The sequence below is a fragment of the Labrenzia sp. PHM005 genome, from assembly GCF_006517275.1.
GTDB lineage: Bacteria > Pseudomonadota > Alphaproteobacteria > Rhizobiales > Stappiaceae > Roseibium.
This window is the reverse complement of sequence record NZ_CP041191.1, coordinates 1,545,001-1,558,280: the sequence shown is the minus strand read 5'-3', so window position 1 is coordinate 1,558,280 and position 13,280 is coordinate 1,545,001. Positions and strand designations below refer to the sequence as shown.

General features: G+C 53.8%; 12 protein-coding genes, 1 tRNA gene and 2 rRNA genes (1 of these 15 running past the window's edge). 5 read left to right on the top strand and 10 right to left on the bottom strand.

Annotated features, from left to right (window positions below; translation table 11 throughout):
• Positions 1-11: 11 nt before the first annotated feature.
• The 4 genes from FJ695_RS07100 to FJ695_RS07085 form a co-directional block, all read right to left on the bottom strand.
• The gene (locus FJ695_RS07100) at positions 12-1,103 is read right to left on the bottom strand and encodes a LacI family DNA-binding transcriptional regulator (RefSeq protein ID WP_247653806.1); all 1,092 of its coding nucleotides are present in this window, start codon (positions 1,101-1,103) and stop codon (positions 12-14) included.
• Between the two features lie 83 nt (positions 1,104-1,186).
• On the bottom strand, positions 1,187-1,720 hold the full coding sequence (locus tag FJ695_RS07095) for an OmpA family protein (RefSeq protein ID WP_247653805.1): 534 nt from the start codon (positions 1,718-1,720) through the stop codon (positions 1,187-1,189).
• A gap of 36 nt (positions 1,721-1,756) precedes the next feature.
• Positions 1,757-2,401 (bottom strand): L,D-transpeptidase family protein, encoded by a 645-nt coding sequence (locus FJ695_RS07090; RefSeq protein ID WP_141184781.1) that lies wholly within the window; start codon positions 2,399-2,401, stop codon positions 1,757-1,759.
• A 111-nt stretch (positions 2,402-2,512) separates the two neighbouring features.
• On the bottom strand, positions 2,513-3,424 hold the full coding sequence (locus tag FJ695_RS07085; RefSeq protein ID WP_141184780.1) for a DMT family transporter: 912 nt from the start codon (positions 3,422-3,424) through the stop codon (positions 2,513-2,515).
• Positions 3,425-3,541: 117 nt separating this feature from the next.
• Here FJ695_RS07085 and FJ695_RS07080 point away from each other — a divergent pair, with 117 nt between their 5' ends.
• On the top strand, positions 3,542-3,997 hold the full coding sequence (locus FJ695_RS07080) for a methylated-DNA--[protein]-cysteine S-methyltransferase (RefSeq protein WP_141184779.1): 456 nt from the start codon (positions 3,542-3,544) through the stop codon (positions 3,995-3,997).
• Here the strand turns inward: FJ695_RS07080 and FJ695_RS07075 are convergent.
• Entirely contained in the window at positions 3,994-4,224 is a 231-nt protein-coding gene (locus FJ695_RS07075; protein ID WP_141184778.1) for a hypothetical protein, read from the bottom strand. The two genes, FJ695_RS07080 and FJ695_RS07075, sit on opposite strands and share 4 nt — an antisense overlap.
• Before the next feature lie 166 nt (positions 4,225-4,390).
• Here FJ695_RS07075 and chrA point away from each other — a divergent pair, with 166 nt between their 5' ends.
• Positions 4,391-5,728, top strand: coding sequence for a chromate efflux transporter (gene chrA / locus FJ695_RS07070; RefSeq protein WP_141184777.1), 1,338 nt, complete (start codon positions 4,391-4,393; stop codon positions 5,726-5,728).
• Positions 5,729-5,766: 38 nt separating this feature from the next.
• On the opposite strand, the gene FJ695_RS07065 is transcribed toward chrA, so the two are convergent.
• Positions 5,767-6,291, bottom strand: a complete 525-nt coding sequence (locus FJ695_RS07065; RefSeq protein ID WP_141184776.1) for a MarR family winged helix-turn-helix transcriptional regulator — start codon at positions 6,289-6,291, stop codon at positions 5,767-5,769.
• A 256-nt stretch (positions 6,292-6,547) separates the two neighbouring features.
• Here FJ695_RS07065 and FJ695_RS07060 point away from each other — a divergent pair, with 256 nt between their 5' ends.
• Positions 6,548-7,273 (top strand): YEATS-associated helix-containing protein, encoded by a 726-nt coding sequence (locus FJ695_RS07060; RefSeq protein WP_141184775.1) that lies wholly within the window; start codon positions 6,548-6,550, stop codon positions 7,271-7,273.
• 26 nt (positions 7,274-7,299) lie between these two features.
• On the opposite strand, the gene FJ695_RS07055 is transcribed toward FJ695_RS07060, so the two are convergent.
• Positions 7,300-8,325: a putative metalloprotease CJM1_0395 family protein gene (locus tag FJ695_RS07055; RefSeq protein ID WP_141184774.1), complete on the bottom strand. Its 1,026-nt coding sequence runs from the start codon at positions 8,323-8,325 to the stop codon at positions 7,300-7,302.
• Positions 8,326-8,477: 152 nt separating this feature from the next.
• Here FJ695_RS07055 and FJ695_RS07050 point away from each other — a divergent pair, with 152 nt between their 5' ends.
• Together FJ695_RS07050 and FJ695_RS07045 are read left to right on the top strand one after the other, a co-directional pair.
• A complete protein-coding gene (locus FJ695_RS07050; RefSeq protein ID WP_141188617.1) occupies positions 8,478-9,287 on the top strand; it encodes a creatininase family protein in 810 nt (269 codons plus the stop codon).
• 168 nt (positions 9,288-9,455) lie between these two features.
• Positions 9,456-10,394 (top strand): LysR substrate-binding domain-containing protein, encoded by a 939-nt coding sequence (locus tag FJ695_RS07045; protein ID WP_141184773.1) that lies wholly within the window; start codon positions 9,456-9,458, stop codon positions 10,392-10,394.
• A gap of 420 nt (positions 10,395-10,814) precedes the next feature.
• Here FJ695_RS07045 and FJ695_RS07040 read toward each other — a convergent pair.
• The 3 genes from FJ695_RS07040 to FJ695_RS07030 form a co-directional block, all read right to left on the bottom strand.
• Positions 10,815-10,891, bottom strand: a tRNA-Met gene (locus FJ695_RS07040).
• Positions 10,892-11,135: 244 nt separating this feature from the next.
• A 5S ribosomal RNA gene (rrf, locus tag FJ695_RS07035) occupies positions 11,136-11,250 on the bottom strand.
• Between the two features lie 158 nt (positions 11,251-11,408).
• Positions 11,409-13,280 (bottom strand): 23S ribosomal RNA (locus tag FJ695_RS07030); it runs 854 nt beyond the window's last position.

Here is a 13,280-nt window from a genome sequence, read left to right as displayed (position 1 = left end):
TTTCAATCTTCTCAATCCGCAAGTCGAGGTGCAAACCGGACACCCGGCGGGGGGGAGCTTTCACGCACTCGCAGCTCCGGCTCAATGACAATGGGTGTATTCGGAACCCGGTCGCCGGCGATCTGGCGCAACAGGGTCAGCGCGGCCAACCGCCCGATCTTGTCAGGATGTGCATGTACGGTTGTCAGTGCCGGCGTGCGCGCATCTGCGCCATCTATGTCATCATATCCGGTGATGGCGATATCCGGCCCTGGCTCCACGCCGGCCCGGCGCATGGTGGTCATCATCCCGAAAGCGACAAGGTCATTAAAACATACAACGGCAGAGGGCCGTTCTTCCGCCTCCAGCATAGCGGGAACTGCCGCGCGCCCATCTGCCTGGGTCATCAGCTCTGGCATGTCGACTTGCTTTTCCGGATCCAGACCCGCATCGACCAAAGCCTGGCGCCAGCCCATGTGCCGGTAACGGCCGGTCGAGCTTTCGCGGCGTCCACCCACCATAGCTATTTTGCGGTGCCCTTGTTCAATCAAATGTTTTGTAATTCTGTTGGTTCCGGCCTGATCATCCCCACGCACACATGGCGCCCAGACTCCCGGTAACTCGCGGGCAACCAGCGTGACCGGTATTCCCTGGTCAATCAGCCGGTTGATATCTTCAGCCGACGTTCCGACCGACGGACACAAGATCAGCCCATCAGCCCGATGCTGGAGCAAGGTGTTCACAAACGCCTTTTGCCGTTTCACATCATCGCGGTGGTTACAGATGAAAATCATCTGCCCTTGTTCCTCGAGAACATCTTCAAGGGCAGAAAACACCTCCGCAAAAAAGGGGTTTAGAATGTCGTGAACCGCGACACCGACAATCTGACTGCGGGACGTGCGGAGCGATGCAGCCGACCGATTGTAGATATAGCCAATTTCTTCAGCTGTCCGTTTAACCTTTGCCCGCGTTTCCTCCGCGACAAGCGGACTGTCGCGCAGCGCCAATGAGACGGTCGCGGTGGATATTCCCAGCTGATCGGCAATATGCCCCAATGTGAGGCGTTTTCCGGGCTTTTGCATTCCTGCAACGGGAGAGGACTTGTTATCTGTGCCGTCAGACATTCCGTATACTCAAACGCCAAATTATCAGGCAGCCTTATCAGAAGCAGCCTGAAACTTGGACTATAAAAGACGATTTCTGTTTATCAGTTTCTTTGCGGTGCTGAAGCGTCGAATTCATCCCTCAGATTTACCACTACCCTGCGATTCTGGGACTGACATGTCACTTCGTCACAATCGGTGACAGGGCGCTCTACACCATATCCCTTCGTCCACATGCGTTTTGGATCAACGCCGCGTTGAACCAGAGCGGACTGAACCGCAGCTGCCCGTTTTGCAGACAGGGTTTTCTGTGCTGCTTCACTGCCTGGATCATCCGCATGCCCCTGAACCTTTACCAGCCACTTCTTGTTCTGCTTCAGCCAGACCGCTTGATTGTCGATCGTCATCTTGGCTTCACTGGAGATTGTCGCTGATCCTTTGTCGAAATAGATCCGGCGGCCAACATTGATGATAAATTCTTCTTCGGACCCCGGTTCAATAGACGCAAAACCTGCCGCGGGTGCGTTGGTCACATTCGGCGTTGCCAGGTTAGACGCGGTGTTACAGCCCGCAAGCCCGAAACTGCAAACGGCAGCCAGCAGTATGCCGCTGTTCACGCGGCGAAGTCTTGTAGTCAAAAAAGCCCCCAATTCCTAAGTATCCTGCTTCCGGCCTCAACCGGCATTTGCTCCGAGGTGCTCCAGGACAAGTACACCAGTTCCCTTTGGACAGCGCTGATACAGGTCGATCACGTCCTCAGGAAACATCCGGATGCATCCGCTTGAAACATCATGACCTATGCTCCAGGGCTCCAGCGTGCTGTGCAGCCTATACCCGAGATCAACTCCATCACGATAAAGATACAGAGCACGCGGTCCGAGCGGATTGTTTGCCGCCCCACCTTCCACGCGGCGTGGCAGATCCGGCTGGCGTTTCAGCATTTCAGGCGGCGGCACCCAGCGCGGCCACAAAGCTTTACGGTCGATCCGTGCCCGCCCGTACCACTTGAACCCTTCCTTGCCGACACCGACGCCGTATCGCAGCGCCGTATTGTTTTCCCAAACCCAGTAAAGGAAGTGGTTGGTGGTATCGACCACGACTGTTCCCGGAGGTTCGGGGCTGTAATACTGGACCATCTGCCGGTGCCAGATCTTATCGATCTTTTTGAAATTAGTCCGGCGGTACCGGAAACCATTGTCATCCTGGTATCCGGTAAAATAGGCGTTCGCAGCTGCATTGGCGCGCGCAATTGCTGGCAACGCCAGTGTTCCAGTTACCGCAACTGCACCTTTCAGCAGCGTTCGGCGGTTCATTTCCATCCCAGCCCTCCAAGGCAATCCGGCCATCGAAGTGACCAGCATTCCAAACTGGAGGTTATTAAGCCGTCAAGATCCTTGCATGGTCAACCGGTCAACCGTTAGGAAATTCTGCTAACCAGCTTTCACCTGCTCCCTATAGAGAATGTAGAGGCCTGAACCGACAACAATCGAAGCCCCCAAGATTGTTGTTAGCGTCGGAATGTCGCCGAATATGAGATAGCCAAGCGCCACCATCCAGACGATCTGGACATAGGTCATCGGCGCAAGAACTGGTGCCGGGGCAAGACGGTGCGCGAGGATAAACAGAAAATGCCCGCCTCCGCCGAATGCGCCTGTGGCAATCAGCAGCCCCCATTCCCAGGCCCCGTCAGGCGCCTGCCACACCGACAGACCGACCGGAGCCATGGCGACCGAGGCCACAAGCCCTGAAATAATCAGCATTCCAGCTGAACTGTCTGTTGCAGCCAGCTTTCGAGTTAACAGGGCGTAGGTGGCAAAAAACGACATGGCGGCCAGCGAATAGATAACGGCCCAATGCAATCCGCCAAGACCGGGCCGCGTCACCACCAGAACACCCAGAAAGCCAACAATGATCGCTACCCAGCGCCGGATTCCGGCCCACTCGCCAAGTACAGGCCCAGCAAGGGCCGTAATGACAAATGGTGCCGCGAACATAATCGACATGGTTTCCGCCAATTGCAGATAGCGAACAGCGAGGAAATTGAAAATTGTCGTGCCCAGCAGACAAAAGGCCCGAATGATTTGCAGGCCCCACCGGTCCGTCTTCAGCAGTTGAGGAGATTTCCAGACTTGGAAAAGAACCAGCGACAACACGACATGGCTGACAAAACGCACCCAGACGATCTGCAATGTAGGCAGGCTGGTGGACAGGTATTTGGCGGTGGCATCCAGCACAGAAAAACAAAGGCAGGCCAGAATAATCAATCCTATCCCGGCAATGGGCGCGGCAGACGCAGGCCCGCCTTTCCCATTTGCTTGCTGACCACCTGTTTCAGCCGACATTGATGGTTGACCTTTCAAGAAAGCTGCGGATGGTGTTTGGCTGGACCAATGACGCAGAATTAGCTGCTGGCCTTTGGACACATCCATTTGGCAGAGCCGGAATCACAAGGAGTTTTGATGCCAGTTGCTGGACTTGAAACATGGCTGGGGTGCCTCACTATCACGGAAGAAAATGAGGCCATTACCGACCTACACTGGAATGGCACACCAAGCCAAGGAGAAACACCTTTGCTGCGTGAAGCTTGTTCGCAACTGGCCGCTTATATGGATGGAAACTTGAAAGAATTTGACTTGCCGTTGAAACCGAAAGGCGGTGAGCTTCATCAGGCTGTTTTCAAGGCTATGCTGGCAATTCCCTACGGCGAGACCCGGACGTATGGTGATCTCGCCAAGGAGCTTGACACTTATGGCCAGCCTATCGGCCAGGCGTGCGGCGCAAATCCAATTCCGGTCATTATCCCATGTCACCGCATATTGTCTGCAAATGGGCTTGGTGGTTACTCCGGAGCCGGAGGCACCGATACAAAAATAGCTTTGTTGAAACTCGAAGGCGGCTATCCGTTCCTGATTTAAAGAAACAAGGCTGCCGCCATTATCAAGAGGGCACAGGCGAGCCAGAATTTGTAAACACTGCCCGAGCCTTGGCCACCTGCAGTGTTCCAACGTCCCTTCATTCCGCGACCAGAAGGAAAAGAAAATCCGCGCCGGCCAAATGAAGCATCCGACACGTTTTGAAAACGCCGCCGCAGTTCCTCAGCACGCTTGGCACCACGATCATTATCGAGTGTTCGATCAGACATTCAGGACGCTCCTCTCAAGCGGTGCAGACCGCTTTATTACGAGGTGGGTGCGTTAAGTGTGATTGCAAATGAGTTTTTTGTAATGTTTTGAGAAAGAAATCCTGTCTTGCAGCGGTCACATAGCCGATTTAGGAGACCACCACAGGACACAACAAGCGGACCCAGGATGTCAGCCAGCCAAGAAGGTACTGAACTCAAGAGCACTTCCGGCCAACCTGCGCCATCGCTGACGGACTTGACCCGGGTCGCAACAAAAGTCGGCCTACTGTCTTTCGGCGGTCCGGCTGCGCAAATATCGGTGATGCACCACGAGTTCGTCGAAAACAAAAAGTGGCTCTCAGAAGACCGGTTTCTCCACGCGCTCAATTACTGCATGCTTTTGCCAGGCCCTGAAGCCCAGCAATTGGCGACCTACTGCGGCTGGTTGACGGGCCGCACATTAGGCGGATTGATTGCCGGCCTCTTGTTCATTCTGCCCGGCGCTTTCGCCATGGCTCTTGTGAGCTACATTTATGCGGCTTACGGCGAAACTTCTGTCATTTCAGCAGTGTTTTACGGGATAAAAGCCGGTGTTCTTGCCATCGTTGTTCAAGCCCTCCTCCGCATCGTCGCCAAAGCACTCAAAACCCGGCTTGGCCGGATCCTATGTGCCCTCTCCTTTTGTGCCTTGTTCTTCTTTGCCATTCCGTTCCCGCTGGTGATCATCGGCGCAGCTGTTATCGGTCTCGTTTTGGGCCGAGGAACCGGATCGGAAAAGGATGAAAACACCACGAATTCGACAAAGGCTTCGTTCAAGAAAACGGCAAAGACGCTGGCAATTGGCGGCCTCGTCTGGGCTGCTCCGCCACTGTTGGCAGCGCTGTTTCTCACTCCACAATCCGTGTTGATTGATGTAGCCGGATTTTTCTCAACCCTCGCTGTTGTAAGCTTCGGCGGTGCCTATGCCCTCTTGAGCTACATGGCTCAGGTCGCTGTCGAGACCAAGGGCTGGCTGTCGGCTGGGCAAATGCTCGATGGACTGGGCTTGGCGGAAACAACACCTGGGCCCTTAATCCTTGTTACCCAATTTGTCGGGTTTCTGGGCGGGTGGCAGAACCCCGAGCCGTTTACTCCTGCCGCGATGGCTTTTCTGGCAGCAGCCATGACCACCTGGGTCACCTTCGCACCGAGCTTTTTGTTTGTGCTTGCTGGCGCACCGTGGATGGAACGGCTCTATGGCAATCAAAGGCTCAGCAACGCCTTGTCGGCGATCACCGCCGCGGTCGCCGGCACCATCCTCAATCTGGCGGTCTGGTTTGCACTAAATGTACTTTTTGCAAAAACCGAGACCATAACGGCCGGTCCGATCACTGTGCTCTGGCCCGTCTTTACAAGCCTCGATGGCGTCTTACTGACCATTGCAGTTGTCGCCGCGATTTTGGTGTTTTGGGCGAAACGGAGCATGTTTGCGGTGCTGGGAGCAACCGCTGTGCTCGGTTTCCTAGCGAAAACAGTATTCGGATAGGTTGGGTAACATCCGGCTGTCCAACGGACAGTCCTCAATCAAACTGTCGACAATTCCTTGTCTGTACCTGATTTGCTTAAAACCTCGTCTCCATCCGGTTCAAGGTCCGCCTCATGTTCCGGGTCATCATCAACGGAAATCGACAGATTCTTTTCCACTTGGCGCAGCAGCTTGCGCAGTTTTTTCCGGTCCTTGTCTTCAATACCGGCCATAGCTTCCCGCTCTAACCGTTTCCAAGCCTTGTCTACTGATAAAACCAATTCCCGGCCAGTCTCTGTGAGATAGACTCGAGCGAGTCGCCCATCCGTATCAGATACCTGGCGGCGCAAGTATCCCTGGCTGGACAACCGTGTGACCATTTTAGTGACGGTTGGCGGTTGAACTCCCAACGCCAAAGCCAGTTGGCTCATCGTTCGCCCATCTGCATCCGCCAGAACTTTCAAGACCAGTTCCTGACCAGGATGCAGCCCGATGCGCATCAAATGAGCGCCCGAACGGGCGCGTTGCGCTTTGGCCGCCTGCAGCAAGCGAAACGTAATGCTCTTTTTGTAATTGAAAGGCATCCAAAGGTCCCCAAACGCACGATGGTCCGATTCGTCCATCTTCTTCGCGGGCACACTAGCCAAGTTATTTAACCGTCAAATGACAGTCCGGACTTCACTTGAAGTTCGGCTATATCATTTTGATAAATATACAAAAAATGAAAGGCGGCTAATCATCTACTGACACCTCAACTGTCACAAAGACACCTGGCTAACGTCTTCGAGGGACAGCAATGACCAGCCCATTGCGCAAACCCGCGGACTGGCCCGGAACGTGATGACTGAATTTCTGGAGTTTCTAAAAGCCATCCTCCCTTTGAGCCTGACGATGATCATCGCCGGCGGGTTTGGCGGGTTAGCGGCCTTCTTGACCACGGCTCAACCGGCCGCGTCCCAGGTTCGCCTTGGGGCCTTTGGGTTTTGTTTGGTGGGCATGATCGCTGCGCTAACAGTTCCGCTGTTTTTGTCGCTGCTGCAATCCAAACTACTGGATGATGTTAAAAGCAGCCAGGACAGTGAAGCGTATTTGATCTTCGCCGGTTTCTACATCTTGGCCGGATTTACCGCCAAGGCCTTTCTCTCAACTCTGTCTGACAAAGTGATCCATGAACTGACAAACAAAATGACCGACGGAGAAGAGCGGGCTCAGATCCAAATCCAGGAACTCAAAGACAATCTCGCCTATTCCCTGCATTCGAAAGATCACATGGAAACGACGGCTGAACAGCCGCTCCCGCCGAAACTTGGGCAAATTGGGCGCTCTTTGACCGATCTCGAAAAAGCTGTGTTGCAAGCAGCGGCCAATTTCACGGTCCGCACGATCGATGGCATCGCGCAGGACTGCGGCCTTCATAGCAACCAAGCCGCAACAATCATTTCAAAACTGGTCGAGCGGGGCCTTGCAACCCATGTCAAACCGCCGGGGTTCGGCCGGCGGCTGGTGTCTCTGACGGAAGATGGATTGGAACTGGCCGCAAGGCTGGCGATTGGTGCAGCCCTTTGATGTTTGTTTTTGGAAAGTCAGACTTATCAAGCAAACAATGAATTGATAGATGACTGTTGGGCCATTGCCCGTTCGATAGCGGACTTATAAGCATCAAACTCTGCATTATCCGCGCGTTGACGTCTCGAATTACTGGCGGCGCCTTCTTCGCTCTGTGCTGTTCGGTCTGGGGCCCCATCCTTTTTGTCATCTTCCCGTTCGGTTGAGGAGGGTGCCGAACTGGCCGGATTTTCTATCGCGCCATCTACGTTTTCAGCGACGTCTGCCTCCCCCTCATCGCCTTTCAGCTCTTCCAGCTTCTGCTGACGCAGTTCCGCCTGCGCTTCAGAAAGTTGGGAGCGGGCTTGTTGAGCAACGCTCAAATCCTGACCGGACGGTTCGGCCGGAGCAAGAGCCGCACTGATGACCACACGCATTTTCCGGATGGTCGCCTCTGGCGTGCGTTCTTTAGCTGTATCAATCTGAACTTCGCCGCCCACGGCATAACGCTTGCCATCTGGTCCTTGCTGGAAGGTGTAACTAGGTGCACTTGCATACGCGCCGCCCACACGGGCATGAGCCTGCTCATGAGCGCGGACTTCCCGGTCGCGCTGCTTTAACTCTTGGACCTGTTTTTCTTCCGCTTCATTCAGGCCGTCACCATCCGGGTCTTCTTTTTCATCAGAATTCTCAGCATTTGCTGAGTTGTCCGGTGCTTGACCACGATCTGCCTCAGCAATTGGTTTTGAAGCTGGGTTATCACCGTCTTGAGCCCGATCTGCGCTCGAGATCTCTGCATCGTCCGGCTCCGCTTGCAACGGGCCGGACTGAGATGGCCGCTTTGCAGAAGCGTCTGCGGACTCGACATCTTGAAGAGCAAGGATTGCCTGAGAGGTCAGGGTCGGAGCGTTCTGAACACTTATAGCAGCAGCACGCGGGCTAGCCTGGCTGTCGCGCGCAGCCGAAGGATCCCGGCCTGGGTCAACTTCCCCGGACCTGGGTGCAACCTCACCGGCTACCCCGCTGCCTCTCAAAAGGTTCGCCGGCGTATTGGACAACAACGCGCCGATCATACCCTTTGTTTTCTCCGAAAATCCTCGCCAGATTGTTAATTCCCATTAAGAAACGGGATCATAAATGCGTGAAAAGCTGGCTTGACTGGACTTATCTGTCAGCAGATGGCACGGCTATCGGAAGACAGACAGAGATGATCGGGAATTTCAAGATGTTGCCCAAGCGGTATTGGCAGGACATGACCACGACTGACTTTGATTGTCCGGGTAAGGAAAATTGGATTGCTGTCTTACCCGTTGCCGCGATCGAGCAGCATGGCCCACACCTGCCACTCTCGACCGATACAACTCTCGCCGAAGGACAAATCCAAAAGGTTACAGAACTGCTCCCAGACGATCTACCGGTGACTTTTTTGCCTATTCAGCAAATCGGCAAGTCCGATGAACATATCTCATCGCCGGGAACACTCACGCTCTCCTGGGAAACGGTCACCCGCTGCTGGATTGAAATTGGGGAGTGTGTCGCGCGAGCGGGCCTCCGCAAAATGGTGCTGATCAACTCCCATGGCGGCAATGTTCCTGTACTTGACATCGTGGCCAGGGAGCTGCGCATCAAACACGAGATGTTTGTTGTCTCCACCAACTGGTTGCGCTTTGGACAGCCAGATGACCTGTTCCCAGCCGAAGAATTTACTTATGGAATTCATGGCGGCGATATTGAAACATCGCTCATGCTGGCGCTCCGTCCTGACCTTGTCCGCATGGATGAGGCGAGAGACTTTTCTTCAGAACAACAAACGTTTCTAGCCGAGTTTAAACATCTAAGAGGGCACGGAAAAGCGCAATTCGGCTGGAAGGCCCAAGATCTTAACCCGAAAGGCGCGCTTGGAAACGCCGCTGCTGCGACTGCGGAGAAGGGCCAAGAATCGCTCCACCATGCGGCCAAGAGTTTTATTGAGTTGCTGCAGGACGTGAATGCCTTCCAAATCAACAGACTTTGGCGGCCAGAGGCGCGCGATTAACCCAAATCTAGAAAGCCTATCTATCTCCCAACGCACATGCCTGAAAGCCCCACAAGTCTTACGTTAAGGTAATTATTGGGAAATATCTCAATACACGCAAATAGTTGACGATAGCACTTTTCAGGATCACAGTACTGACGAATTTCCGGATTGTTCAATAGAGTTCTCATGAATCTCTCAATCAGGCAGTTGGCAACCTTTCGCGAAGTCATGCGCTGCGGCTCAATTTCAGAGGCGGCCCGTACGCTTGGGCGAACACAACCCGCGATCAGTTCCACAATTTCCGGATTAGAAACCGAATTGGAACTCAAGCTCTTTGTCAGAGAACAAGGGCGTCTTGTTCCAACACCGGAAGCTGAGTTTTTTCTCGAAGAAGCTGATGCAATCCTAAAACGCTTGGAAATCTCCAAACGCACATTGAGAGGCCTTGCAAACCGTGAGCACGGCCAACTGCGTATTGCCGGGATTCCGGAAATTGCGGATGACTTCCTGCCTGCAGTTCTTTCTTCGTTTATTAAAGACAAGGCCAGTGTCAAGATATCCTTGGCGAGCCGATCGTCTTCGGAAATTGAAGAACTCATCGCGGCCCAACATTTTGATATCGGCATTGCCGAAACACCTCGGTCCCGGAATTCCTACGATCAGACGGATTTCGATCTGGAATGCATGTGCGCCCTGTCTGCGACCGATCCGCTCGCTTCAAAGGAAGTCATTACACCTTCGGACCTAGACGGCTATCCATTAGCTCTGTTGCATGCAGAACATAGAAGTCACCGTCAGACGATTGCCCGCTTTCGCGATGCCGGGGTTGAGTTCAATCAAAGATTTGAAATTCAGACGGCCCTACCAGGCCTAAAATTTGTCGAAGCTGGATTGTGCGCGCTCATTTGCGACATGATCACCGCCTATGAGACCCAAGAAAAAAGCCGGTTGGGATTTGGGCCGCCAATGATTGTATTTCGCCCCTTCCGACCGCGGATTCTAAATGGTTTATCTATTCTAACTCCAACACACCGGCCTATTTCTATCGTCGCGAAGGACTTTTGCGCACATCTAGGCAACGCTATTTCCAATGTCCGTTCGGCCATGATCAAAACTGACCCCTGATGGGACCTAGTCAATTTTTTTGGAGATTGATTATTGCATTTATCCTGCCAAGTGGCTCCGCTCAAAGGCGCGTTATTCTCCTCCGTCTAAGGAACCGGAGTACGGTCTTATGAATCGTTTTCGCTCCGTGCTGTTTAGTTTTGTTTTAGAACTGGTGTTAATTTAGATTTTGAGGATTCTTTTTTCCAAGTTTTGCAGGGAGCAAGAGTTCGGATCGCAGCGGTGTGGAAACGCAGATAGCCCCGCTTTTATGGGAGGTTTTGTTTATTTTGGGGGGATTTGGTTGCGGGCGTCTGATTTGTCTTTTTTGCCCTTCTGCGTCGGGCGCAGCCCTGCTTGATTGGGCCCGCTGAGGGCCTCACCAATATCCCCCGCCCGAATACACAAAAGGCCGCCCTTTTGGGCGGCCATTTTTGTATTTGGTTGCGGGAGTAGGATTTGAACCTACGACCTTCAGGTTATGAGCCTGACGAGCTACCGGACTGCTCCATCCCGCGTTATTTGTTTGCGCTATCGCCCTTCGGGGTGCTTGAGCGCGTGCTGTTTCCCTCAAGGAATCGGCACAATAATTCAGGAGACCGGTGTGTTGCGCTGATTTGGAACAAGAGATCCGGAGCGCAGCGGAGGCAAGGCCGAGTGGCCGCCGGCCGGTCAGGCCGCCCTCGCGGAGCGCAGCCCTGAGGGCGATGCGCGCGTGAGCGCCAGTTTGTTGAAGAGTAATTTCCAAATTGTCCTTTGCAGGCCTGGCAGCGACCTACTCTCCCACACCTTAAGATGCAGTACCATTAGCGCTGGGGAGTTTCACGGCCGAGTTCGGGATGGGATCGGGTGGGGGCTCCCCGCTAGAGCCACCAGGCCGGCGAAGGGCAATTTGGTTGTAAAACTGGTCTTATCTTTCGCCCGCAAGGGACGAGAACAGCGTGCTCAAGTAGGCCAAAGGCCGGTAGCACACTAAAACTTACCTTTTACAAGGCGCGTAAAGCGCCTTTTAAAAGATGAACATTGACTAATGAGAGGATCAAGCCGAACGAGCTATTAGTAAAGCTAAGCTTCATGCGTTGCCGCACTTCCACACGCTTCCTATCGACGTGGTGGTCTTCCACGGCTCTTCAGGGAGAACTGGTTTTGAGGTGGGTTTCCCGCTTAGATGCTTTCAGCGGTTATCCCTTCCGTACATAGCTACCCTGCAATGCGGCTGGCGCCACAACAGGTCCACCAGAGGTACGTCCATCCCGGTCCTCTCGTACTAGGGACAGATCCTCTCAATTCTCCTACACCCACGGCAGATAGGGACCGAACTGTCTCGCGACGTTCTGAACCCAACTCACGTACCACTTTAATTGGCGAACAGCCAAACCCTTGGGACCTGCTCCAGCCCCAGGATGTGATGAGTCGACATCGAGGTGCCAAACAATGCCGTCGATATGGACTCTTGGGCATCATCAGCCTGTTATCCCCGGCGTACCTTTTATCCGTTGAGCGATGGCCCTTCCACGAGGGACCACCGGATCACTATGGCCGACTTTCGTCTCTGCTCGACTTGTCAGTCTCGCAGTCAGGCAGGCTTATGCCATTGCACTCAACGAGCGATTTCCGACCGCTCTGAGCCCACCTTCGCGCGCCTCCGTTACCATTTGGGAGGCGACCGCCCCAGTCAAACTACCCGCCACACACGGTCCCGGATATTGTTGTACCGCGGTTAGATATCCATAAGGACAAGGGTGGTATTTCAAGGGTGACTCCACCTCTGCTGGCGCAAAGGCTTCAACGTCTACCACCTATCCTACACATGTCATTACGAATACCAGTGTGAAGCTGTAGTAAAGGTGCACGGGGTCTTTCCGTCTGACCGCAGGAACCCCGCATCTTCACGGGGAATTCAATTTCACTGAGTCTATGCTGGAGACAGCGGGGAAGTCGTTACGCCATTCGTGCAGGTCGGAACTTACCCGACAAGGAATTTCGCTACCTTAGGACCGTTATAGTTACGGCCGCCGTTTACTGGGGCTTCAATTCGGTGCTTGCACACCTCCTCTTAACCTTCCAGCACCGGGCAGGCGTCAGACCCTATACGTCGTCTTGCGACTTCGCAGAGCCCTGTGTTTTTGATAAACAGTCGCCACCCCCTGGTCTGTGCCACCCCTAACCGGTTGCCCGATCAGAGGTCTCCCTTCTCGCGAACTTACGGGAGCATTTTGCCGAGTTCCTTCAGCATAGTTCTCTCAAGCGCCTTGGTATTCTCTACCAGTCCACCTGTGTCGGTTTCGGGTACGGTTTATACGGTGGAGCTATTTCCTGGAACACCTTCGCTGCACCCCCAATCCAATAAGGAGATACAACACACGGCATCCGTCACTACCACCAAGTACAGGAATATTAACCTGTTTCCCATCGACTACGCCTTTCGGCCTCGCCTTAGGGGCCGACTAACCCTGCTCCGATTAGCGTTGAGCAGGAACCCTTGGACTTTCGGCGAGGGAGTCTCTCACTCCCTTTATCGTTACTCATGTCAGCATTCGCACTTCTGATATCTCCAAGAGCCCTCGCGGGTCTCCCTTCGCAGACTTACAGAACGCTCCGCTACCGCGCACACAAAGTGTGCACCCGCAGTTTCGGTGTATGGCTTGAGCCCCGGTACATTTTCGGCGCGGGACCCCTTATTTAGACCAGTGAGCTGTTACGCTTTCTTTAAATGATGGCTGCTTCTAAGCCAACATCCTGGTTGTTTTGGGAGTCCTACATCCTTTCCCACTTAGCCATAACTTAGGGACCTTAACTGGCGGTCAGGGTTGTTTCCCTCTCCACAATGGACGTTAGCACCCACTGTGTGTCTGCCGGATAGTACTTCTCGGTATTCGGAGTTTGGTTAGGATCAGTAAGGCGGTA

Coding starts and splice junctions, on each gene's coding strand:
- FJ695_RS07085 (WP_141184780.1), bottom strand. CDS start 3,424: ATGTCGGCTGAAACAGGTGGTCAGCAAGCAAATGGGAAAGGCGGGCCT.
- FJ695_RS07065 (WP_141184776.1), bottom strand. CDS start 6,291: ATGCCTTTCAATTACAAAAAGAGCATTACGTTTCGCTTGCTGCAGGCG.
- FJ695_RS07100 (WP_247653806.1), bottom strand. CDS start 1,103: ATGTCTGACGGCACAGATAACAAGTCCTCTCCCGTTGCAGGAATGCAA.
- FJ695_RS07055 (WP_141184774.1), bottom strand. CDS start 8,325: ATGATCGGCGCGTTGTTGTCCAATACGCCGGCGAACCTTTTGAGAGGC.
- FJ695_RS07090 (WP_141184781.1), bottom strand. CDS start 2,401: ATGGAAATGAACCGCCGAACGCTGCTGAAAGGTGCAGTTGCGGTAACT.
- FJ695_RS07080 (WP_141184779.1), top strand. CDS start 3,542: ATGCCAGTTGCTGGACTTGAAACATGGCTGGGGTGCCTCACTATCACG.
- FJ695_RS07060 (WP_141184775.1), top strand. CDS start 6,548: ATGACTGAATTTCTGGAGTTTCTAAAAGCCATCCTCCCTTTGAGCCTG.
- FJ695_RS07045 (WP_141184773.1), top strand. CDS start 9,456: ATGAATCTCTCAATCAGGCAGTTGGCAACCTTTCGCGAAGTCATGCGC.
- FJ695_RS07075 (WP_141184778.1), bottom strand. CDS start 4,224: ATGTCTGATCGAACACTCGATAATGATCGTGGTGCCAAGCGTGCTGAG.
- chrA (WP_141184777.1), top strand. CDS start 4,391: ATGTCAGCCAGCCAAGAAGGTACTGAACTCAAGAGCACTTCCGGCCAA.
- FJ695_RS07050 (WP_141188617.1), top strand. CDS start 8,478: ATGTTGCCCAAGCGGTATTGGCAGGACATGACCACGACTGACTTTGAT.